We start from the raw sequence: 23340 nt of genomic DNA, 5'->3' as shown, positions 1-23340 counted from the left end.
TGCCTGACTAGGAAGTAATCTTCCTGTCTCTTTTTTTCGCTTTAGTAGTGCTTGTACCGTACTTTTACGCTCCTTGACATCTTTCTGATACTTTCCGAATAGAGGTGTTACCTGCCTCGTAAGTGTCAACGCTATTTTGACGCATATCTAGGGAGTAGGGTTTCATTTTGCTCTTTTTTACCACCTCTACTATTGTACCTAATTGTTAAGCAAAGTGCTGTAACTATGAACTTAACCTTTCATAATGACTTTTGCAAGAGGTCTAATAATTTCCCGCTCTTAGGTATCTCTATTAAGATGCGATTACCCTGGCATTGTGTAATCTACCAGAAAAATTGTGCGTATTCGTAATCGCTATTGGCACATTACAGAAGATAAATTGTGCAGAATTACCGATCGACTAAAAACACAATTCCCAATTCCCCAATTTCATCGCATTTCAGGAACTCTCACAGTCTCTGTAGGAGGCATAATTGCCTCTTTAGCATTCAACTTTTGATTCAACTCTCGAATCCGGCGCGACAGCAAGCGAATAATATTCACAGCAATTCCTGGCGTTTCATCAATCGCGTCGTATAGCTGCATTTGAGTCAGCATCAAACACTCGGATTGTTCGACAGTAGAAATAGAAGCCGATCGAGGTTCTGCATCAAACAGCGACATTTCCCCGAAACAAGCCCCCGCTTTCAATTGTGCTAAATCCCGATCGCCTATATGCACCCGCACCGTTCCCGATACCAAAATATAGAGAGATCGACCTTCTTGTCCTTCCGTAAAAATCCTGTGCTTGGAAGGAAAAGAAAGTTCATCCATTACCGATGCTAGACGGACGAGAAAATCATCCCGCAGTTCCTTAAAAATCGGAACCTCCCTCACAAACAATAGGCGTTCGACGCTTGTTAACATAATGAGATGCAGTGATTAATTGAAACTTAAAAACAGGAAGGAGAAGGGGAATAAAAACCGTTGACGGTTGACGGTTAACTGTTGACTGACAATCACAACTGCCAACTGACAACTGACTAATGTTACCTTTTTCCCCCAGCACCGAACTCTGCCATCATCTCTTCAACTTGAGCGGATACCAAATTATCGGGGTCATTTTGCAGCCTGGGCAACAATTCGACCAAAGCCCGCGGCGAAGCTATTTTTAAATAGGCTAACACTGCTTCGCGGACAAAACCCGTCGGGTGTTGCAGACAGACAAGAGTTTGTTGAGCCGTAAGACTCCAGCGCGCTTCTCTCGCCAAGTGAAAGCAGCAGGCCAAGGCCCAATCCGAAAGGAAGTGGCGCAATTCTAGCAAGCGGCGCAAACGATCGCTAGGGGCTAGAGGTTTGTAAACCATCAATTCCGAGAGATTGCTCAATTTTTCTCTTTCCGAGTGTTGATCTAACAAATTGATGAGCGATCGCTTCCTAGCTATATCTACAGTATTATCGAGAATTTCCAATCCCCTAGCAACCAAAGAAGGTTGGCCAGAAGCAATGTTGAAAGCAGCGGCTTGTACGGTGTCCAGCGGATAAAGAAACTTCATCAGCAAAAAACACCGCTCCCTAGCATCAGCTTCCAACCCCGCCAGAGCACGCTGCAACAATTGAGCCGTATCGTTCCCAGGTTCCCGGGCGCTGTTGGCCTCTCGCTCTGAGAAATTGCCGTAGCTTGTTACCCCAGACAAATCTACCAGACCTGCATAAATTTGACCGATAAACATTAATTCCTGTTCGATAAGAGTTTCCAAGCCGCTACGGCCGATGCGGTCTAGAACCCCTTCTATCCCCGCTTCCGAAGGCATTTTTAACAGGATGCGGAGGATATTGCGCCTTGTCGTTCCCCAAGCCGTCATCAAATTGCTGACCAAAATGTCGATCGCCTCCGGAGTTCCAATTTGACCGAGAGCCGTCCAAGCTTGCAACCTGACCAAATCCGACTTGTGGATATCCTCAGCCAAATACACGAGCAAAGGAATGGCGTCGTTGTGAAGTTTGACTATAGCCTGCAAAGCCGCTTCCCTAGTCGATTTGTAACCAAGTCCGCGCAGCAGCGAAGGATAATATTCTTCCGAATGAGTAGACGAAATCACATCTAACAGAGCGCAGCGCACTCGCAGAGATTCATCTTGCAACAAATTGGGGATATGCAGCCGCAGCCCTTGTAAATAATCCGCTTCTCCAAGAGCCCGTGTCCCCATAACACGTTCCCGCTCTTGCTTGTGTGTCAGCATTTGGCGCAGTGTGTTAGTAGCCTCTGCCTTTTGCTGGCGATCGCCCCTTCTCATAATTAAAGCAGCCGCCGTACCCCGCACCACCGGATCGACCGTCGGCTGTAAGTAAGGCCGCAAGCTCTCAATATTCGGTTCAGTTTCCGTCAGCCAGATGTAGCGCAAAGCCAAGGCCAGCACCTCCGGTGGCAAGGATTGCTGCGAAAGTGCGCGGACATATTCTAAATATGCGGGGTTCGGGTGTTGCAGCATCGTTTCCAAGCTCTGGCGCTGCAAACCAGGGGACAGCGAATCGAGGAGGGGAGCCAGAACTTCTCCGACATTTTTGGGGTCAATTTGCGTCAGGAGTTCTATGCAAGAGCGCTTTTCATCTTCGCCCCCCGGCTTTTGTAGAGTTTCCACCACTGCCCGCTTGAGAGCTTTCAGGTCAACGTCTGTGACGCCCAAGCGTCCCCGCTCCGCACTTTTGACCAACAAACCCACGTATTGAGAGCGGATCAACCATACGACAAACACCCACAACAGTGCCAATATGACGATCACGCCAATAAATATCAAGCTTTGCTGGTCGTGAAATACATTCTCGTCTTGCTGGGGCAGTATCTTGCCTGTCACCCACAGCATAATCAGGATGCCTACTCCTGTAGCTCCGCAGGACAAAGGTTCGCCCACACCGTTGACCAAAGTTTGAATTCCCGATCGAATATTGTCGGGAATCGGTTGAAATAAAACCGGGCTAACAGTTTCCAAAAGAGTGTAGTGCAGCAGTTCGTCTAAAAATCTCAGCAATATTAGCCCGATAAACACAGATACTAGCTGGCCTAGAGATGCTCCTATGGTCAGCACCCCGAGTATAGCGATGCCCGCCGGCAAAATCATCGCCGTCACGAATACACCGATTCTTTCCACCAACCGGCTCGAAGCGAACCACTGAGTCGCCACTTGAAACAAGCCTTGTATGCCTTCATAAATGCCCAGGAAGCTAGCTATCCAGCTAGCTCCATCCCCCGGGTTTTGGTATTCTAGCTGGCTGTAGAATTGGAAATCTACCAGCACGTAGACGACTTCTGCGAGGATGAAGAAACTGACTAGAGGTACGGCGTATTTTTGAAGTGGGCCTGTAACTTTGCGGGCGGTAAATTCTTCTTGGTCGTCGTCTTCGTCATCATCCGTCCAGTGAGCCGTTTCCGGGAATGCTTGGCTGTATTTTTCCGTGAGGTAGTAGAGCAACACCGAGCCTGTCGCCACCATCAACCCCGATATGAGGGTAACGTTTTTGAGTCCGACTACGTACAGCAAAACAGGCAGAGAAAATCCGCTGACTACTCCAGCTACTAGATAGCCGCTACTGACTAGCGGATAGGTGCGCTTGATTTCTCTAATATTAAACAGTTGGTTGGAAGTGATAGAAGTGTTGAGGTCATTGAGGACATAGCAAGCTTCCACCCACAGCCACATCAAAAAAATAGTAATAAAAGCTATGCTGACGCCAGCTATCTGAGTATTTTCGTAGCCGATGCCGAATCGAAACAAAAATAGCGGTATCGACATCATTGCCAGAACAACCACTACGGTGCGCCTTAGCGGCAGGATTTTTTGCAGCCACGAGTAGACAAATCCCAAGCCAGAACCGATAAACGCGCTGGCTATGTAAATCCAGGGCATTTTATCTGCACCAAATTCATCTAGAAAAAGACCTACTGTGCTGAGTTCCAGCCAGATCAGCCCGACGGAGGTTAGAGTGTAGACGACGAACATCAGTACGGTTCGCTCTACTTCTTCTGATCGCAGGTTGAGCGATCGCAGCACTCCTTGTCTTACTCCCGCCGAACCGCTGATTTGAAAATTTTCCATGCAGCGTTGATTTCCCTGTGTGGTAGCTTATTCCTGACTAACTTCGGAAGTCATCAGCTATCAGTCACCAGTTTATGACTGATGACTGCTAACTAATGACTATGTATTTATACTTTCTTGGGCGACAGCAGCATCATCATACTGCGTCCTTCTTTTTTGGGGGCTTGCTGCACTTCTGCGATTTCCTGCAAATCTGTCGCCATGCGCTTAAGCAAGTCCTCTGCTAGGTTGCTGTGTTGGATTTCCCGACCTCTGAACATGATCGTGGCTTTTACTTTGTCCCCAGATTTGATAAAGCGGTCTGCTAGTTTGAGGCGCACTTGGTAGTCGTGTTCTTCAATTTTGTAGCGCATCTTCACTTCTTTAACATCGGCAGTGTGCTGCTTCCGCTTTGCTTCTCGCGCTTTCTTTTCCTGCTCGAATTTGTACTTCCCATAGTCCATTACCCGGCATACGGGCGGGTCAGCTTTGTCGCTGACAAGTACGAGATCGAGTTCTTTTTCTTCTGCCAGGCGCAGCGCTTCTGCAGGCGTCAATATCCCTAGTTGCGCGCCGTCGGTATCGATTACCCGGATTTTGGGGTATCGAATATTTTCGTTGATCTGGGGTAGGTTGCGATTTTGTCTTCTTTCAATCACAGGCATGAATGGTTTTACAAGCAGTAGTTTAATAGCGAAGCTTCTTGATAGTTACAGGTTTGATCGGTCAACTTTTCACGATTGACGATCGAACTGTTTTATAAGGTGTTACCCTTACCGGACGTACTACCGCGCCCTGTGTCCCCTCCGCTAAAGCCTTGGGGAATATTTGGACGATCGTAAATGAATTCTTACAATACTTGCTATTCTACTCAGTCTGGCTGAGTTTCTGCTTAGTTTTATTTTAACTTCACACACGATCGCCCGCCCCCTTGCCCGATTGATGACAAAACCGTCAAAAATTCAGGGTAAAAGCTTAAGGATGAGGTAAAGTCGCTTTTCCTAGCCCATCTCGCCGGGTCGGACAAGTCCCCCAACTCGCCTGATTTGCCTTGTAGAATAGGTATAAGCAAGTGTAAATTTATGTTGCGAGCTGAGGCAAAATTGACAAATTCTCTGCTGTGGCACCAACGGGTGGGAACTCAACGAGACTGGATGTGGCGGGGTTGGCAAACTCGCTACACTTATTTGCGGCCCGATGGGGTGCGAAATCAAGGCGCGCTGGAATTTCAAGATTCTGCGGCCAAACCAATGGCCCCGCGCGCATCGGGAACGCCGATTATTTTACTGCACGGGTTTGGAGCTTCGATCGGTCACTGGCGACAAAATCTAGCCCAACTCGCCGAAAACCAAACCGTTTATGCCTTGGATTTGTTAGGGTTTGGGGCTTCCCAAAAAGCTCCGGTCAACTACTCTGTGTCTTTGTGGGTCGATCAAGTTTATGATTTTTGGCTAACTTTTATCAGAGAGCCAGTAATATTGGCAGGAAACTCGATCGGCTCGCTAATTTGTCTGGCCGTAGCCGCGGCTCACCCGGACATGGTGGCCGGCACGGTGATGATTAGCCTCCCAGACCCATCTGTGCGAGCCGAGGCGGTGCCCGGATGGCTGCTTCCGGCGATCGAAGCGGTTGAAAGTTTGTTTGTTTCTCCGATCGTACTCAGGCCTCTGTTTTATTTAGCCCGCAAGCCTTCCTTTGTCCGCCGCTGGGTTGGCTTTGCCTACGCCAGCCCCGAAGCTGTTACCGACGAATTAGTGGAAATTCTAGCAGGGCCAGCAGGCGATCGGGGAGCAGCCCGCGCCTTCTGCGCTTTATTTAAGGCAGTAGGTAGTTCAAAATTTTGCCCCAGTGTCAAGATTGTGATGCGAAATTTAACAATCCCCATGCTGTTAATTTGGGGCAAACAAGACCGGATGATTCCCCCTCGGTTTGCCCGACCCCATCAATTTGTCGAATGCAATCCTAATTATGTAGAGCTAGTTGAATTAGACAATGCGGGCCACTGTCCCCAGGATGAATGCCCGGAACAAGTAAATCAAGCAATTTTGAACTGGATGAGCCGGAATTTTGCACCTATGGGCGAGAGCGAATTGCAGCACTGTTGATTAGACCTGGGGTCGTGGATTACTAAGGGAAAAAAACAACTTGCAGGTATCGATCCCGCTCAAAAATAAATTTGCTAGAACTCGATCGCACCGGTGGTATGGTATAGCAGATGTTGAAGGCTGTAGCGGCGAAGCGGAGCGGGTAAAAAGAAGTCCGAGGGAAGGCGCAATCGAGCGATTAGGTTTCAAAAATTAAGAACGTCCTCACCGTCAGGGCGGTTGCTATATTACAAAACTTCGCTATCTTGAGAGTCAGTCGATTTGAGGTTCGAGATTGACTCCTCAGCCGCTATCTAGAGGCTTGAACTAACCTAAACCACTTGTTTGCTGTGGACGACTCCTGCAGAAAAGTAAGTCTCCGTCTTTCTGTGATGTCATCTATCTACTGTTATTGATTGCCCTTTTTTTAGAAGGTCAGAGATTGACACAATCACCAAGATAGTGTATCTTCTCTAACTGGTAGTACACATCCAAGTTATGCAGTTAGTCGAAAGGCAAGTCATTAAACCAAATCACAGGTTTTACCCAGAAGCCGATCGATTATCTTTGCTGTCCAACAAACTTTACAACTGCGATAACTCTATCATCTACGGTCAAAACTTTTTTTCAGGTCAACAAACCAATGCTCTGGCTGTCGAGAGTCCACTCAAAAAGAGTCTAAAGGACAAAGCATTGCCCGCCCAAGTAACACACAAAACTCTCCCGTTACTGCTGAAAATATGGACTAGCTATCATAGTGTCAAATTGGCGGGCGCGATCGCGATCGCCCCACTAAGTTTCAAGCAGCACCGAAAATCCCTGACTAAAAATTCAGAAAAAAAGAGATTGGGGGCGATATGGAGTTGTATTTAACTGTGAATCTGTTAGCAAAAAATTAGCAAAAAAGATTTTTCCAAAGAATATGTCAGTTGGTTTGGGACTAACATTTGGCGGCTTGGAAAAGTTACCTAAATCTTGGAAATCCGGATTGTTCCCCAGGTAAGTTGTTAAGTTATTGAGGTAGTTTAGGAAAAGTTAGAACAAAACGCAAGTGTAAAGCGGATTATAACCCTTGCCACAACGAGCTTCGCCAACATTAAAGAGCTATGAAACCCCTCCCTGGAAGAACGGTAAAATTCTACCTTCTAACTTGTACTTTCTAACTTCAAGAAGCACCTTGTTTCTTGCTCCTAAAAATAAATACCTTCCTTTGTGCCCACAATCTTTCAGTCTGCTTATAACCGATCGCCCCCAATTATACGGGAAAGTTCAAAAATGCCGGGATCTGGCATTTGGGAGCTTGTTAACGCATAAAAAAGTCAATTTAGCCAACAACTGACGGCCCCCGTGCCCCCGGTCTGCTGGCGGCTAACTGCTGAAAGCCGATCGGGCAAGCAGCGCCCTTCCAGCTTTTGGCAGTAACGCAAACGAGGAAAAAACTGTCGTGAAATTCCACTGGCTACTACCGAGTTTCTTAAGTGTATTTTTGCTCGCCGGAGCCGCCGAAGCAGCTAGACTGCAATCTTGGCGGTTTGATGCTTCAGAGAACCGGCTTTACATTACAACAGACGGGGGAGTACAACCCAAGGCTCAACTGATTTTCAATCCGATGCGGTTGGTAATCGACTTGCCGGGGACGAGTCTGGGTCGTCCCTCGGTCAGCAAACCGCTCTCAGGGGCGATCGAATCGGTGCGGGTAGGACAGTTTGACAACGATACGACCAGAATTGTGGTCGAGATCAAAGACGGGTTTACTATAGACCCTCAGCAAGTAAAATTCCGGGGGATTTCTCCGAGCGAGTGGACAGTGGATTTGCCAACGCCGGTGCCGGGAGAAACTCAAAATCCGATTTCAGAGCCAGGGGGAGAAAGGTTATCGGTTGAATCTTCAGCACCCCAAGCCGAGTCAGCCCAGGCGACTGTAGTTCAGAACGTTCAGGCGACAGCGGACGGTTTTTTAGTCCGCACTGCGGGCGGTCGCCCCCAAATTAATTTTCAACAAAGTCGGGCTGGGGACATCGCTACCCTCGATATTGAAGGAGCTAGTGTAGCTCCGGGTCTAAGCAGCCAACAGCCTAAAACGAACGGTGAGCACGGGGTTGACAAGATTGAAGTCCGGCAACTGCCAACAGACCCGCCCGTTACCCGCGTGACTTTGCGGATGAAGAATTCTAATACTCAGTGGCGGGCATCTGTGAGCAATTTGGGCGGGGTTGTGCTCTTGCCTGGAACTGTAGTACGACAGCCCTCGGTTTCCCGCCGCCTGACTGTAGATCCTCCCGCTAGACAAGCTCAAGGAAATTTAGCGAGAGTTCAGTCAATTGATTTAGCCAGTAACGGGACGCAACTGGTGGTGAGAACTGACCGCCAAGTCTCCTATACCAGTGGCTGGGACCAGGGGTCGAGAGCTTATTGGATCAGGATCGCCTCTGGTGTGCTAACGGGGGAAATTCCTCAGCTCGATGCCAACAGTCCTGTATCGTTTACTGCCAGCCAAGAAGACTCGGAGACTGTGGTGATTTGGGTGCAGCCGCGATCGGGGGTAGAGGTAGGCAGGGTGACGAGACCGAACCCGCAGTTGCTGTCTTTGCAGTTGCGATCGAATGCTAGCGCGCAGCAGCCTTTCACTCGCACTCCCAGCCAGCAGCAGCCTTTGCCGAGAAGGACTTTCGGAAGCGACGATTTGCCCCAAGCTTCTAACCGCCGCGCCGTAGTAGCGATCGATCCTGGTCACGGTGGCCGCGATCCGGGGGCAGTCGGGATTCAGGGCATTCAGGAGAAGGAGATTGTTTTGGATATCTCGTTTCAGGTGGCGAGGCTGCTGGAACAGCAGGGCGTGCAGGTGGTGATGACTCGGACTGACGACAGCGAAATCGACCTGGAACCGAGAGTTTCTTTGGCGGAACGGGTGAATGCTAGTTTGTTTGTCAGCATTCACGCTAATGCGATTAATATGAGTCGGCCGGATATTAGCGGGATTGAGACTTATTATTTCAATAACGGCCAAGATTTGGCCAGGGTGATTCACGCCAGTATTTTGGAGGGTACGGGGGCGACAGACCGCCGAGTGCGGCAGGCGAGATTTTACGTTTTGAGGAAGACTTCTATGCCTTCTGTTTTGCTGGAGGTGGGTTTTGTCACGGGTGCTGAAGATGCTGCTAGGCTTTCTGACCCAGCTTACCGCAGTCAAATGGCGGCTTCGATCGCTCGCGGCATTTTAGTTTATCTTCAACAAAGATAATATATGGCCGCAGGGATTGGTAATGGGTAATTGGTTATTTGTTATTTGTTATTTGTTATTGCTAGCAACTGACAACTGACCACTGCCAACTGACCACTGCCCAGTGCCAAGTGACAACCGACTATTGACAATTAACAAATGACTACAGACTCTGGACAACAAAGAATTGGTATTTTTGACAGCGGCGTGGGCGGTTTGACTGTTTTGACCCAGTTGTACCGACAATTGCCTAACGAATCGATACTTTATTTTGGAGATACGGCGAGGCTGCCTTACGGCACTCGCACGCCGTCAGAAATTGTGGAGTTTGTCCGCGAAATTATGGCCTGGTTGGTGGAACAGGATGTGAAAATGGTCATTATGGCCTGCAACACCAGTTCTGCTTTGGCGATGGAGATGGTGCAGGCTGAGTTTGATATCCCGGTGCTGGGAGTAATTCTGCCGGGGGCGCAGGCTGCGGTGCAGCAAGGCAAGCGGATCGGGGTCATCGCAACTCCTGCTACGGCTGCTAGCAATGCTTATCGAAATGCGATTTTGGAGATGGACGATTCTTGCGTGGTGTGGCAGGTTAGCTGTCCGGCTTTTGTGCCGCTGGTGGAGCAAAACCGGATTCACGACCCTTATACTTGTGAGGTGGCTCGGGAATATTTGGCTCCTTTGATTCAGCAGCGCATCGATACGCTGATTTACGGCTGCACTCATTATCCGCTGTTGGCTCCTGTGCTTCGCTCGCTTTTGCCTGCTGGGGTGACATTGATCGATCCTGCGGTACGGGTGGTGGCTGCTGCTGCCAGAGAATTGGAGCTTTTAGGGTTGCGGAATCCTGGTACTGCGCTACCGACTCGTTTTTGCGTGAGTGGCCCCCCGCAGCAGTTTGCGGAGTTGTCGGTGCAGTGGCTCGGTTGTACTCCTGCTGTTGAGAAAATATCCCTGCCGACAGTTGTACGATCGCCAGTATCGCTGGAATCTGGCGAATAAGCCAGAAAATTTATCGGTTAATCTAACCCCCCAAAACTCAGGTAAAGCTGGCTCTGGGGGGTTTAATTATTGCGATGTAACCTAGCAATTACACATCAATAGGTAATATTATTGAACAAAAGCTTTGATGAACAATGCAAATAATGTCCTATACGTGCTGGAGCTCTTCAGCCTTGAACCATGTCACCCTATGTATCACAAGCAGTTTTACTTGTAGACGGCTATAACATAATTGGACTTTGGCCTCGACTCCGAGAGAAGCGCGATCGCGACGAACTCGAAACAGCTCGCCGCGAGTTAATAGAGGTTTTAGTTAACTACAGCGCTGTTCAAGATTTTGAGGCTCGACTGGTGTTTGACGCACACTATCGAGATACTCCCGGCGTTAAAGAAATTATTACTAAAAATTTATCGGTGCACTACACTGACTTCGGTCAGACTGCAGATACTTATATTGAAAAATCTTGTGCTAATTTGCGGTACGAGTTGCGATCGGTCAAAGGCAAAGGCCGCATGATTGTCGCCACCTCAGACCGAGCGCAGCAATTGACCGTAGTCGGCTACGGTGCCGAATGGATGTCCGCCGAACAACTAGCGGCTGACGTAGAATCCACTGCCCGTCGCAGCGAGCGCCAGCACAAATCCCGCAAACACAACTCCAGTCGCTTTCTCGCCAATTCCCTCGATCCCGAATCCCAGCAGCGCCTCGCCAAGTTGAGAATGGGGCTGCATTAGCTGCTGAAACCCCCTCGCTGTATGACAAAAAAAAAGTTTGTCAAAGGCCTTGCCAAATCGAGTAAGTTCAGCTATTGTTAGTAATTGTGGGTAACAAAAACCCCCAATCCTCGGTAGCTCAGTGGCAGAGCGGTCGGCTGTAATGAATGCAAGCCTTTGGCATCAACCAAAAGCCCTAGTGACATAGCAGCTCTATCCGGTAACGGATACTGAAAAATCGGGTGAATTCAAGGAAACCGCAGCACTTCGGGTGGCGGCAATCTTGAGCCAAGTCTGGCGAAAGGCAGCGGTTACGATCGCAAGTAGCCGGAAAGGTGCAGAGACTAGAGATGAGGAGCCTAACCAATAAATCTCATAGCGCCCGACATCCGACGACAGATCACAAACATGATTTGTAGGGATGATGAAATAGTCCGCCCCCTTCGGAAACGTTGGGATAAGTGTAACCGATTGGTCGTAGGTTCAAATCCTACCCGGGGAGTTAGTAAAAATCTGAAGTTGGCATTTTCCAGCTTCAGATTTTTTGTTTTTATTTTCAGATAGGTTTTTCTATAATACTGGAGTTTAGACTAAGCAAGCGCTGATGGGATAAAAAAGAGGGAGTCTGACTTGCGTCAGAACTCCCTTTGACAGAAGCTAAGAGTAGTACTACCCACCCTTAGCTAGGGTTTGCTGAATAATTGCTCGCAGACCACTAGCAGGAGTGAGCAATATATTCAAGCCGAGTTAAAGATGAGTTTTTCCTGCCTGAGTTCGAAAAAAATATAAGTGCAAATTATGTTAAGTCCAAAAACAGGCATTGTTTGATCAGCTCGACATAAAAATACATAAAAAACCCGGCGCCACCAGGTAGAAAGGTTCATGACTAAAAAAGTGATAGCAATAGTTGTTTGTGAAGTATTATCAAGTTTTGCCATGATCCGATTGAGACCAAATCTTCCTTTACCTTCCCCGAATTTACCCTCAATCGCATTCCTAATTCTGTCATCTTCCAATGCTTGCTTCTTTTTTTCTTTACTAACATTTACTGGAGGCTTTCCTAAAGGCGGTCCACTGATTCTAATGCCTTTTTCATGACACCAAGCTCGGTTTTCTAGCGCTTCGATAAATTCGATCTGCATGAACGGAATCTGGATAATATCCTGTGAAGCTATGATATGCTTCTACTTGTGCTTTTAGGTCTCCTGATTCGTTGAAATTATTCCAGCTCATCCGGTCTAAAAATACATATCCTTCAAAACAGCTTGCGCTCTTGTTTAGCTCCAAATTCTACGCTTTTTCCGGCTTTTCCTCTGACTAGGGGACAGATATGGGGTTGGCTTAAACTTACTATTCTATCCTCAATGCTCTGTTTATTATTGTCAAATAACCATTGCTGTTGGCGATAAACTTCTGTGAGGACTAGCAAAGTTTTATATTGCTTTTTATTCAAACCTTCTCAGGGAGAACCTGAATCAATTAGCTGTTCAATATGAGCCAAGTTTCTTTTAATATATTGGAGTTGTTTTTTAATGGCTTGTCTTTTTTTATTTCTGGATGGTCTTCTTTGTTTGGCTATTAATAAGTAATATTTTCGAGCGAGATTACGGTAGGTTCTTGGTTTTTTATTGGTTTGATATTTGATCTGTTTATACAGGATGTCTATAATTTTTTCGGTATGAACTCTGGCTCCGCTTAATAGTCCTAAGTCGGTCGGGTAACTAATGTCGGCTGGGGCAGAGGGAGGATATATGATGAATTTTCCGCTATTGACTGACTTATTTTTGGCGTCCGAATCCTTTTTTTTTCCGTTTTAACTGGGGTGAGGGAGCGTATTTTTTCGACCATTCGCTCGTTCACTTGATTAATTAGGTTGGGACTAATACGCCCGTCGAAAGTGAACTAATAGTGATGGGTTAAATGGCAGATCGTTAATGTAACTTGATTGACCGATAAAGTATTGCAGATATGGGTTTTCCCGGATTTGTTCGACGGTCTCCCGATCGCTAATTCCGAGTTTTTCTTTGATGATTAATGCCCCCAACGCCCTCCGAAAGGATTTGGCCGGTACCCCCATTTCGATCGGGGAAGTTTTTAGCATATTCTGCTTCAAATTCTGACCACGGGATAAGTTCGGCCATTTTTACCCAACGGTTAAGGAGTGACAATTTTCCACAGGAGGGGAGTTCAAAGTCAGAAGGTGAGTGGGTAGCAAGTTCAGCTTTTCTGTACACGTTCGCAGGTGGTGATGCACGGGTTTTGACCTATTTTACCTGTTGATCTTGCACTTTTTTCTCGCTCGCGCTATCGAAACCCAGACCACCCAATATGTGATCGATTATTCAGCAAGCCCTAAATAGCAAGTCATAGAAACCAGTATCCACAAAGCTTCTGGATCTTCAACTGATTTTTTTAATACCCGGATTAAGCAACATATTTTCTAAGTGTCTGGATCGTCTATCCCCAATTTACACAACAGGCAATATTCGGATTTGCCTGTTGTGCGATTCATTTTTCGGCAATCTTCATGCCTGTTAACTCTCAATTTTATAACCTGCCGTTTAATAACAGGTTAAACATAGATTAAGCGGGCAAATCTGCAAAACTGCTAACATTTACCAGCGCTAAATCAGGACAAGTCCGTTTGATCAAACCTGTGAGAACTTTGCCGGGGCCAATTTCCACTACGCGATCGATTCCTTGTTGTGGCAATTGCAGGGAAATTTCTCGCCAGCGCACGCCTTTGGTCATCTGCTGAGTCAACCGCTGCTTTAAAGTGGCTGCGCTGGTAGTGGCTGACGGTTCTGCGTTCGAGAGTACCAGCATTTTAGCATCGGAAAACCTGGCAGACTTTAAGGCTAGTTGAAACTCTGCCGCCACTGATGCCATCAGGGGAGAGTGAAACGCACCGGAAACATTCAATTTAACGGCGCGTTTGACTTTGATTTTGGCAAGCAAATCTTCTACTGCTGCGGGCGTTCCAGAAATCACGACTTGTGCTTCGCTGTTGTCGTTTGCCAGCACTACGTCTCGGCTGTATTGAATTTGCAATTCTAGTTCCTGCCTGTCGAACCCGATCAAAGCCACCATTTGCCCGCCGGAGGCAGTGTCCATGAGTTCGGCGCGGCGTTTGACTAAGCGCAATCCGGTTTCAAAGTCAAAGACGCCTGCTGCGTAGAGGGCAACATATTCTCCTAAACTGTGACCGGCAACCACTGCTGGTCGATCGCTTTTTTCTCGCATTAAGTCGGTCAAAATACTTTCTACTACGAACAAGCAAGGCTGAGTGTAGAGAGTCCGAGATAGTTTTGCTTCTTCTTTTTGGCAAACTTCCGAGACAGACCAACCTAAAATTTCTTTAGCGAGCTCAAATTTGGCTTTTGCTGTTGGCAAGTTTAATAAGTCTGCACCCATCCCGATCGCCTGGGAACCTTGTCCGGGAAATACCCATGCTGTTTTAGTCATTTTTCCGGTAATCTGCTAATTGGTGGTTGCTAATTGGTGATTGCAAAAATTCTTTCTTTCCCGCTTCTAAGTTCGCTCGCTGGTATCCGCTATCTTTCGGTTAACGAACTATCTACTCGCGACTCACAATTATAACATAATAATTGCAGTTTTTACGAAGTTTCTATTTTTTTTGCTACTTTAATTAAATTAATAGCAGTAACAAAATTTTCCACCTTCTAGCCGGGGAAAGTTTATCGAAGAATAGAGGATTTTCTATTTCTGGGCGTGCTTGTCAATAACACCTGCCCCGGGGGTGTGCGGCTGTGCACCTTGCCCTATGTATGGCGTGTTCAAGGATTTGTATTTTGCAAGTGTCACAGCCCCGACAATAAGCACGGCAAGTTTACAGCCGGCCGCCAAATATTACCTTCCCCATTGAAAAATCGCCGCCCCCCAAGTCAAACCTGCACCGAAACCAGCCGCAGCAATAGTATCGCCCGGTTTAACTTTACCCAGACGCACGGCTTCGTCTAAGGCAAGGGGAATTGAAGCCGCTGAGGTATTGCCGTAATTCGCCAAATTGCTGATTACTTTTTCGGGGGGAATCTTTAGCCTTTGGGCAACTGCATCGAGAATCCGCTGATTGGCTTGGTGCAACAGCAGCCAGTCAATTTCTGCAGCGTTAATATTAGCCCGAAACATAGCTTTTTCTATGACTTCCGGCACTTTTTTTACGGCAAAGCGATAAATTTCTTGACCATTCATTGTGATGGGATTAAAGCCGCCAACTCCGACGCTGACGCCCTCAATTAATTCTTTTGACTCGGCTTTGTAAGCCAAATTTAGAGACGAATTTTGTGTGCCGTCGCTGCGAAGTTCAAATCCCAAAAAGCGATCGACTTCTGAAGCTTGTAATACCACCGCACCTGCACCGTCTCCAAAGAGAATACAAGTACCCCGATCCGACCAATTCACCCACCGAGATAAAATATCTGCTCCGATCAGCAAAACATTTTGATAAACCCCTGTCCGAATGAACTGCGAGGCTGTAACTAAACCAAAAACAAAGCCCGAACAAGCTGCTGTTAAATCAAAAGCCACAGCTTTTGTGGCGCCCAACTGATATTGAATTTTACTGGCAGTGCCAAACAAATCGTCAGGACTCGAAGTCGCCAAAATAATCAAATCAATATCTGTCGGCGAAATTTCTGCCATTGCGATCGCCTGAAGCGATGCCTCCGAGGCTAAATCGCACAAAGAAGTACGAGCGTCCGCCAGCCTACGGGAGCGAATGCCCGTCCGCGCCCCAATCCACTCGTCAGAAGTTTCTACTATCTGACTCAAACCGTTATTATCCAGCGAAACCTGCGGTGTACAAGAACCGCTACCTGTGACGGCAATGCCGAACCCTGATTGCTGCAACATTCCTCTCCATTTATGAGCGATCGATCGAGAAATTAAAAATTAAAAACTACCAATTAAAATTATTTTTTAAACTGCTGAATTTACTTTTTTTAAAGCAAAACAGTGGGTTTAAGCTGACATTTTTAATTTTACATTTTTAATTTTTAATTCCTACTTACTGCCTCTAATTCACAGCTTCTTGTTCCAGAGCGCTTTGGTGATTGGACGATCGAATTCGCTCCAGCACTTGGTTGTCAATAGCCTCCTTCGCCAAACGAATGGCATTAAAAATCGAGCCAGCTTGAGACGAACCGTGGCTGATAATGCAAACTCCAGCAACGCCCAATAGTAAACCGCCGCCGTGTTCAACGTGGTCTACCCGCTGCTTAAATCCTTGCAAGCTTTTTTGCAGCAGAGGATCGTTAATTTGATGTTGGAGTCCTTTGACTAATTCTTCCTTAAGAACTTGCACCACAACTTCGCCCACCGCTTCGGCAAACTTCAACAACACGTTGCCGACAAATCCGTCGCAGACGATCACGTCGAATTTCCCCGACAGCACGTCGCGGCCTTCGGCATTGCCCACAAAAGGAATGTTCGGGTTGTCCACCAATAACTGGTGAGTCCGCACTGCCGCGTCGTTGCCTTTAGAAGGTTCTTCGCCAATGTTGAGCAGGCCGATTTTAGGTTCGGCGACGCCCAGCACGCACTGGCTGTAAATAGTTCCCATAAGAGCGAACTGCTCCAAAAATTTGGGGCGGCAGTCCACATTAGCGCCGACATCGAGAATGAGTACAGAGCTGCCCGGTACCATTGTCGGTAAAACCGCACCGATCGCAGGGCGATCGATTCCGGGGAGCCGGCCCAACCTGAGCAGGGCAGCAGCCATTGCCGCGCCCGAGTGACCTGCGGACACCACAGCATCAGCTTGCTGCTGCTTTACCAAGTTCATCGCTACGTTAATCGAAGCGTTGGGCTTGCGTTTGAGGGCACTCAAAGGTTCTTCGTGCATTTCCACCGCTCCTTCAGAAGGAACGATTTCTAGCTGACCTGTAGAGACGCGGCCGATCGCGTCTTGTTGCCGGAGCGAGTCTTCTATTTGCTGCGGGTCGCCCACGAGCAAAATCTCTACGCCTAATTCTTCTTGTGCCTTAAGCGCTCCAGCTACAACTTCGGCGGGGGCATGATCCCCACCCATAGCGTCTATTGCAATTCTTGCGCGTGTCGATCCCATTGACCAATGTTTGAGAAACACTAAAAATTCTACCAGGAAGTCAGGAGCGTGAATCCAGAAGTCTGAATAAAGAACTAAAATCCGCTCGCTAGGGCGATCGGACAATTCTCATTTCCGACTACTCTGATAGAACTTGTTTTGTCACTACTTTACTATTTTTGACTGCAAATTGAAAAAATCAATGCAATAGTTTACATGACTTTAGGAGTAAAAAATGCTGGATTTATTTAGCTCAGGAATCATATCTCTGTGGCTGGACATGGCTGGGGTAGGCAGTGCCGCGCCTAATGCTGCGTCAGTGCTGGCTTGGCGGGGAGGGATACCTGGGTTAGTGGTGGCTGAAGATTTGGCTTTTGGGGGAATTAATGCGGCACATCCAGACTTGCCAGCAGAAGCGACGGTGCGGGAATATTTAAAAGATTTGAAAGACAAGAACCTGATTGATGGGAATCAGGGAATTTGGGTGCAAGCGGGAATGGTGCCGCTGGTAAGTCAGCAGGGCAAGACGCTGATGCCTGGGGCTTCGTTGACTAAGATTGCTACTTCTCTGGCGTCGCTGGAAACTTGGGGCGCGGATTATCAGTTTGAAACACGGTTCCGGGGAACCGGGCCGATTAGGAATGGGGTGTTGCAGGGAGATTTGGTGGTCAGCGGCGGGGGCGATCCGCTGTTTGTGTGGGAGGAGGCGATCGCCGTTGGCAATGCTCTCAATCAAATGGGTATCGAGCGCGTGGCGGGAAATTTGGTGGTGACAGGCAATTTCCGCATGAATTACGAGTCCGATCCTTTGGCGGCCGGGGAGATACTGCGGCAAGCTCTTGAGGGTAGCAATTGGCCTGCGGAAGTGGTGGCCATGTATTCTAAGATGGCTCCGGGAACTAGAAAGCCGCAAGTAACGGTTGCCGGCAGCGTCATTGCTGAGAAATTTGTGAGTTCGGGGCATTTGTTGCTGAAACGCCGATCGCTCCCTTTAGCCGAAATTCTCAAGCAGATGAACGTCCACAGCGATAATGAAATGGCTCAGATGCTGGCAGACGATTTGGGCGGGGCCAAGATAGTGCAGCAGCAAGCGACTTGGGCTGCGGGGGTGCCGGAGGAGGAACTTCAATTAGTTAATGGTTCGGGATTGGGAGTGGAAAATCAGATGTCTCCGAGGGCGGCTTGTGGGATGATGCAGGCGATTGCCCGCAACCTTCAGACTACAGGGCTGACGATTGCTGACTTGTTTCCGGTGTCCGGGCGCGATCGAGGAACTTTGGAAAACCGACACATTCCGCGATCTGCTGTGGTGAAAACTGGTACTTTGGACACGGTGATTGCTTTGGCTGGAGCCATACCCACGCGAGATCGGGGTTTAGTTTGGTTTGCAATTATTAATCGCGGCACCGATTGGGACTCTTTGAGAGCGCAGCAGGATATATTTTTGCAAAAATTGGTGCAGCAGTGGGGAAGTGCATCGATTTTGCCACTAGCAATTACACCGCACATTGACGGCGCTAGACCTGCCTTGGGGGCAGCAAATCGTAGCGATATTTTGGTGGGAGGTTAAGAAATAGGGGTTGAGTTGGAGTTCGGGGAAGGAGCGCTGACAAAATAGCTTAGAATTGGAACAAGACTATTGTGCAAGAAGATGATCAAACTGCGATTGAAGAGATACGGGAAAAAACGCGAGACAAGCTACCGGATTGTAGCGATGAACAGTTCTACTCGCCGCGACGGCCGTCCCCTAGAAGAGCTCGGCTATTACAACCCCAGAAATAACGAAACCAGGCTGGATGTTCCAGCGATTGTCAAGCGCCTGCAAGAAGGCGCTCAGCCAACTGACACCGTGCGTGACATCCTGAGAAAAGCCCATGTATTTGAACAAGTCGGAGCCGGAGCCAACGTTGAATCCAGCACAGCAACAGTCAGCTAGTCCCAACTATGCTGGACTGGTTAAGTTTTTAATTGGGCCTTTTTTAGAGACCCCAGGCTCTTTGCGGGTTGATTGCGAACTGCACCCGCGCCAATCGCGGGTCTGGGTTAGGCTTGCTTTTGAAGATCCCGACAAAGGCCGGGTTTACGGTAGGGGCGGACGCAATATTCAGGCAATTAGAACTACGCTCGAAGCAGTGGCGCAGACGGCGGGTCAGTCCCTCTACTTAGATATATACGATGGTGAAGCGGGCGATCGTGGATCTGGCCCGCCTAGGGGCGATCGCGATCGCCCGGATCGCGACCGCCCGGATCGCGACCGCCCAGATCGCGACCGCCCAGATCGTGGCTCGCGGGAGCCGCGAGGCGACTTCCGACCCCGGACGCCACCTCCGTCGCCGAGTCCCTTAGCTAGCAGAACTCCGAGAGAACAACCTCGCCGTACTAACACACCTACGTTTAGAACGAGCCGAAATACTCCCGGTTATTAACTAACTGCAGAGCCCAGAAAGAATTTTAGATTTTAGATTTCCTGTTGTAGACTTTGTATTACAAGCCCCGTTTGGTTTGAAATTGCCGGTTTTGCGATCTGAAACAAATGTGAAATTTAAAATTTCAAATGTCAGCGGCATCAGGTTAATCTAAAATCTAAAATTTCCAATCTAAAATCTAAAATTGCCTGACTTAATAGAAGGGAGATTTGATTTGTGCCTCAAGCACCAAACTCATTTGGGAGCTAAATCTAAAAGACGCCTTAGATACTAGGTAAAACCTAGTAACGGGCGTTTTTTTGTTCCCAAATAGTGACTGGTTGAACGTTTAGTTGTTAACTTTTAATTGCTTATTTGGAGGAGCTTATGTTGGCATGAATGAAAAACTAACAATAGAGTTACCGAGCATTCAAAGCGCAATGTCGCTGGCGGGTAATCAAGAAGAAAACCTGAAAATGATCTCTAAGCAAACCGGTGCTACCCTGGTAATGCGAGGGCAAGAACTGCTGATTTCCGGCACCAAAAGTCAAGTAGAATTGTGTCATAAATTAGTGCGATCGCTCTCCGACTATTGGAAATCAGGCAAAAATATTACCGGAGTTGAAATCCAGACGGCGCGCCAAGCTTTGGATACCAACCGCCAAGGCGATTTACAAGACTTGCAGCGAGACGTTCTCGCCAGAACCCGCCGTGGCGAAGAAATTAGAGCCAAAACCTTCAAGCAGCGGCAATACGTCCAAGCAGTACGCACGCATGACCTGACATTTTGCATTGGCCCCGCTGGTACTGGCAAAACATTTCTAGCTGCTATTTTCGCCGTGCAAGCGCTGTTAAGCAAGCAGTACGAACGGCTAATTTTAACCAGGCCAGCCGTGGAAGCTGGCGAAAAATTAGGGTTTTTGCCGGGAGATTTGCAGCAAAAAGTCGATCCATATTTGCGCCCGCTTTACGACGCCCTGCAAGAAATGATCGACCCTGAAAAAATGGCCGATTTAATGGAAAGAGGCTTGATCGAAGTAGCTCCTTTAGCTTATATGCGGGGGCGCACTCTCAGCAATGCTTTCGTAATTTTGGACGAAGCTCAAAATACGACCCCAGCTCAGATGAAAATGGTGTTGACTCGTCTGGGCTTTCGATCGAGAATGGTAGTAACGGGCGATATCACTCAAACAGATTTGCCGCCAAACCAACAGTCGGGGTTGTCAGTCGCCCAAAACATTCTACGCAACGTTGAGGGCATTGCTTTCTGCGAATTTTCTCAGGCGGATGTGGTGCGACATCCTCTAGTGCAGCGGATCGTCGCTGCTTACGAACTGCACGAAACATGAAGGAATAAGGCCCTTCGACTTCGCGATCGGGTAAAAATAAGGAAGAAGGAAGGCTTTAGTTATCTGGGATAGAAGGGAGAAGGAAAATTTATCCTTTTTTCTATAATTCCTTTTCCTAATTCCTAACTCCCATTTGATTCTTATCGATTTAATCCACAATCCACAATCCAAAATTGATATGACTGCGACTCTGAAAGAATTCTTGGAAGCTTGCGAACAATTGGGAACGTTGCGTTTAATCGTGACTAGCAGCGCGGCTGTGCTGGAAGTGCGCGGTTCAATTCACAAGCTGTTTTATGCGGAGTTGCCGAAGGGAAAGTATGCCAATATGCACGCCGAAATATTTGAGTTTCACCTAAATATGGACAAAATAAAACAGGTGAAGTTTGAAACTGGTGAGGCGAAAAGAGGCAATTTCACTACTTATGCAATCCGTTTTCTGGACGAACAGAATGAGGCTGCTTTGAGCGCGTTTTTGCAGTGGGGAAAGCCGGGGGAATACGAACCAGGACAGGTGGAAAATTGGCACGAATTGAAGGAAAAATACGGGGAAGTTTGGGAACCCGCACCTGTTGAGGCGCTTTAAAACATAGGCTTTTCCACCTTTGAATTGCATATTGGGGGCGGGTAGGATGCCCAACCCCTACTCCCCACAAGCAGAATATTTATTTTCATAAACAGGCATATTGCCTGTTTATGAAAATGGTATAAAATATGATGTTTAACGGATTTGTTGTCTAATTTTTGAATTGATGAACCGCAGAGGGGGCAGAACTCGCAGAGAAAAGAGAAAGAGAAATCTAAGGTGAGTTGTTTGAATGTAATTGGGTATGAAGGTAATTTGGGGTTTTTGTTTGGTTTTTCTGGTGTTGCTGTGGGGTGGCGGTGCGAGGGCGGGGGTTTTGGGCGATCGCATATCAAGTTTTCCCAATTGGGAAAGCAAGCCTCCTATCGCTGTAGCTAAGGGAGATTTGGTATATCCCGACTGGATGGCGGGGAATTGGAATGTTGCTAGCACTTTGGTAGACTTAGCCGCTCCTTTAGCGCCAAATATTGTCACGCCAGGGTTTGAAAGCAACCGCCAGTATTTGCAGCACCCGGTATTATTTAAAGTGCGATTTCAACAGGAAAAAAATATTGGCTTGATTTCTAATTATTCCTTTAAAAAGGCTCAAAAGATTGTAGCCGATCGCACTTTTAACGGTTTGAATATTGCCAAGGCTTATTTAGGCGATCGTGGCGTAGTTTCGGTGAAAGTCGATCCGACCAATCCCAACCGCCAAATTACTGTGTTGAAAGGGGAACGCCAATTAATATCGATTGTTACCAGTCGCGGCACTGAAACGCCGAATCCTCCCGAATTTGTGTCTACAGAGATTTCTCAGCAGATTTTTCGGGGAGAGTCTGATATTTATTTAAACGAGGTGGAAACTACAACGGCTTATCGAGTGGTTGGAGGCGGAGAAAATGGCGATTCTGCGAGTAAAAGAATTGAAGCCGATCAGATGACAGCGATTTATTTGTCGCCGCAAGACCCGGATTATTTTGCTGCTGGGGGGCATCCTGTGGCTCTGTATCGATATCGGTTGGAGTTGGTGCGGGCATAATTAAGCTGTCATCTCGATCGACCTAGCAACTTCAACTTCAACCAATCGATTATCGACTCGCAAGGTCGTGTCATCAATACTTGGGCTGATGTGATTAACCGCGCTAACTGGGGTATGGAAGTGATGTAGTGAAGTGATGTACGAGCGCAATGCTCACAACTTCCCGCTTGATTTGGCTGCTTGTGAAACCACCCCAGTAGCAATGGTTGCTCCTTCTATCAATGGCTAAGTTTTAGCTTTTGATTGACAAAGAGCGCTCGTAGTAATATAAGCGCTTTTTGTTTAAAGTATCGCTCCATTATGAGGTCAAGAGGTAAGTAGCTACCAATCGATCAATTGATGGGTGCATCTTGACCCAAACCATAAGATATCTTCTGAATAATATTTGGGTCACTCTTCCACTTGGATTCTTTCCATTTGGATTCTATATCTTCAATATTAATTGCTTTGCAAAGCTGAAAGATTTGAAGCTCTTGAAATATGGGTCTGCCTAACTGTTTTTCAAAAAGCTTTTTCTTTGCTTTAGGAAGAACTATATAGCAAGGACAATCAGGAGCATTATATGCCAACAGCACACGTTTTAAACAAAGTGAAAGGTCTGCCATTCGCAGCAAACCTGAGTAAATCCTCGTAGTGCATTCCACCTCAAAAGCTGCTTCAATTTGCTGAAATTCTTTTCGGAACAAAATAACATCTATGAGCTGAATATTTTTCTCAGTTTTTCGAGGAAAATATTGAGGCACTATTAAAGGAAAGTTCTTTGAGCTAAGTTTTCCTAGTTGTTGATTTTTATATTTGTTTAGATGGTCATTTCTAGCAATCCATACTGTAAAACCCAAACTTTTT

Annotated in this window: 18 protein-coding genes and 2 pseudogenes; 12 read left to right on the top strand and 8 right to left on the bottom strand. The window is 47.4% G+C overall.

Annotated elements, in window-relative coordinates:
- Window positions 1-429 precede the first annotated feature (429 nt).
- From QUA42_RS21960 to infC, 3 genes are all read right to left on the bottom strand, one after another.
- Complete coding sequence (locus tag QUA42_RS21960; protein ID WP_333042796.1) at window positions 430-906, bottom strand: Crp/Fnr family transcriptional regulator; 477 nt, start codon at window positions 904-906, stop codon at window positions 430-432.
- A 122-nt stretch (window positions 907-1028) separates the two neighbouring features.
- Window positions 1029-4073, bottom strand: a complete 3045-nt coding sequence (locus tag QUA42_RS21955; RefSeq protein WP_333140041.1) for a HEAT repeat domain-containing protein — start codon at window positions 4071-4073, stop codon at window positions 1029-1031.
- Window positions 4074-4180: 107 nt separating this feature from the next.
- Window positions 4181-4717 (bottom strand): translation initiation factor IF-3, encoded by a 537-nt coding sequence (gene infC / locus QUA42_RS21950; protein ID WP_006635262.1) that lies wholly within the window; start codon window positions 4715-4717, stop codon window positions 4181-4183.
- A 417-nt stretch (window positions 4718-5134) separates the two neighbouring features.
- On the opposite strand from infC, the gene QUA42_RS21945 reads away from it, so the two are divergent.
- The 5 genes from QUA42_RS21945 to QUA42_RS21925 all read left to right on the top strand — a co-directional run bounded on the left by QUA42_RS21945 (window position 5135) and on the right by QUA42_RS21925 (window position 11090).
- Entirely contained in the window at window positions 5135-6157 is a 1023-nt protein-coding gene (locus QUA42_RS21945; RefSeq protein ID WP_333140039.1) for an alpha/beta fold hydrolase, read from the top strand.
- A 477-nt stretch (window positions 6158-6634) separates the two neighbouring features.
- A complete protein-coding gene (locus tag QUA42_RS21940) occupies window positions 6635-7009 on the top strand; it encodes a hypothetical protein (protein ID WP_333140037.1) in 375 nt (124 codons plus the stop codon).
- A gap of 571 nt (window positions 7010-7580) precedes the next feature.
- Complete coding sequence (locus QUA42_RS21935) at window positions 7581-9377, top strand: N-acetylmuramoyl-L-alanine amidase (protein WP_333140035.1); 1797 nt, start codon at window positions 7581-7583, stop codon at window positions 9375-9377.
- Between the two features lie 138 nt (window positions 9378-9515).
- Window positions 9516-10355: a glutamate racemase gene (murI, locus tag QUA42_RS21930; protein WP_333140033.1), complete on the top strand. Its 840-nt coding sequence runs from the start codon at window positions 9516-9518 to the stop codon at window positions 10353-10355.
- 180 nt (window positions 10356-10535) lie between these two features.
- On the top strand, window positions 10536-11090 hold the full coding sequence (locus tag QUA42_RS21925) for an NYN domain-containing protein (RefSeq protein WP_333140030.1): 555 nt from the start codon (window positions 10536-10538) through the stop codon (window positions 11088-11090).
- A gap of 716 nt (window positions 11091-11806) precedes the next feature.
- On the opposite strand, the pseudogene QUA42_RS21920 reads toward QUA42_RS21925, so the two are convergent.
- The 4 genes and pseudogenes from QUA42_RS21920 to plsX form a co-directional block, all read right to left on the bottom strand.
- Window positions 11807-13303, bottom strand: a pseudogene (locus QUA42_RS21920) (IS5 family transposase).
- Between the two features lie 349 nt (window positions 13304-13652).
- Window positions 13653-14534, bottom strand: a complete 882-nt coding sequence (fabD, locus tag QUA42_RS21915; protein WP_333140028.1) for an ACP S-malonyltransferase — start codon at window positions 14532-14534, stop codon at window positions 13653-13655.
- 405 nt (window positions 14535-14939) lie between these two features.
- Window positions 14940-15941 carry a beta-ketoacyl-ACP synthase III gene (locus QUA42_RS21910; protein ID WP_333140027.1) on the bottom strand — a complete coding sequence of 334 codons (1002 nt, stop codon included), beginning with the start codon at window positions 15939-15941 and terminating at the stop codon, window positions 14940-14942.
- Between the two features lie 163 nt (window positions 15942-16104).
- A complete protein-coding gene (plsX, locus tag QUA42_RS21905) occupies window positions 16105-17154 on the bottom strand; it encodes a phosphate acyltransferase PlsX (RefSeq protein ID WP_333140044.1) in 1050 nt (349 codons plus the stop codon).
- A 214-nt stretch (window positions 17155-17368) separates the two neighbouring features.
- On the opposite strand from plsX, the gene QUA42_RS21900 reads away from it, so the two are divergent.
- The 7 genes and pseudogenes from QUA42_RS21900 to QUA42_RS21870 all read left to right on the top strand — a co-directional run.
- Window positions 17369-18703, top strand: coding sequence for a D-alanyl-D-alanine carboxypeptidase (locus QUA42_RS21900; protein WP_333140025.1), 1335 nt, complete (start codon window positions 17369-17371; stop codon window positions 18701-18703).
- A gap of 81 nt (window positions 18704-18784) precedes the next feature.
- On the top strand, window positions 18785-19069 hold the full coding sequence (rpsP, locus tag QUA42_RS21895; RefSeq protein WP_006633724.1) for a 30S ribosomal protein S16: 285 nt from the start codon (window positions 18785-18787) through the stop codon (window positions 19067-19069).
- Complete coding sequence (locus tag QUA42_RS21890) at window positions 19008-19559, top strand: KH domain-containing protein (protein WP_190663637.1); 552 nt, start codon at window positions 19008-19010, stop codon at window positions 19557-19559. Before rpsP ends, QUA42_RS21890 begins: the two co-directional genes overlap by 62 nt.
- A 374-nt stretch (window positions 19560-19933) precedes the next feature.
- Window positions 19934-20887 (top strand): PhoH family protein, encoded by a 954-nt coding sequence (locus QUA42_RS21885; protein ID WP_333039441.1) that lies wholly within the window; start codon window positions 19934-19936, stop codon window positions 20885-20887.
- 178 nt (window positions 20888-21065) lie between these two features.
- On the top strand, window positions 21066-21473 hold the full coding sequence (locus QUA42_RS21880) for a ChuX/HutX family heme-like substrate-binding protein (protein ID WP_333039443.1): 408 nt from the start codon (window positions 21066-21068) through the stop codon (window positions 21471-21473).
- 244 nt (window positions 21474-21717) lie between these two features.
- On the top strand, window positions 21718-22494 hold the full coding sequence (locus tag QUA42_RS21875) for a DUF6816 family protein (RefSeq protein ID WP_333140023.1): 777 nt from the start codon (window positions 21718-21720) through the stop codon (window positions 22492-22494).
- A gap of 24 nt (window positions 22495-22518) precedes the next feature.
- A pseudogene (locus tag QUA42_RS21870) lies at window positions 22519-22723 on the top strand (photosystem II q(b) protein); the annotation flags it as partial.
- 103 nt (window positions 22724-22826) lie between these two features.
- On the opposite strand, the gene QUA42_RS21865 reads toward QUA42_RS21870, so the two are convergent.
- On the bottom strand, window positions 22827-23333 hold the full coding sequence (locus QUA42_RS21865; RefSeq protein ID WP_333140022.1) for a hypothetical protein: 507 nt from the start codon (window positions 23331-23333) through the stop codon (window positions 22827-22829).
- Window positions 23334-23340 lie beyond the last annotated feature (7 nt).

It is taken from the genome of Microcoleus sp. Pol11C2 (assembly GCF_036701505.1).
In the GTDB taxonomy this organism is placed as follows: domain Bacteria; phylum Cyanobacteriota; class Cyanobacteriia; order Cyanobacteriales; family Microcoleaceae; genus Microcoleus.
This window is presented reverse-complemented; position numbering and strand designations above follow the sequence as displayed.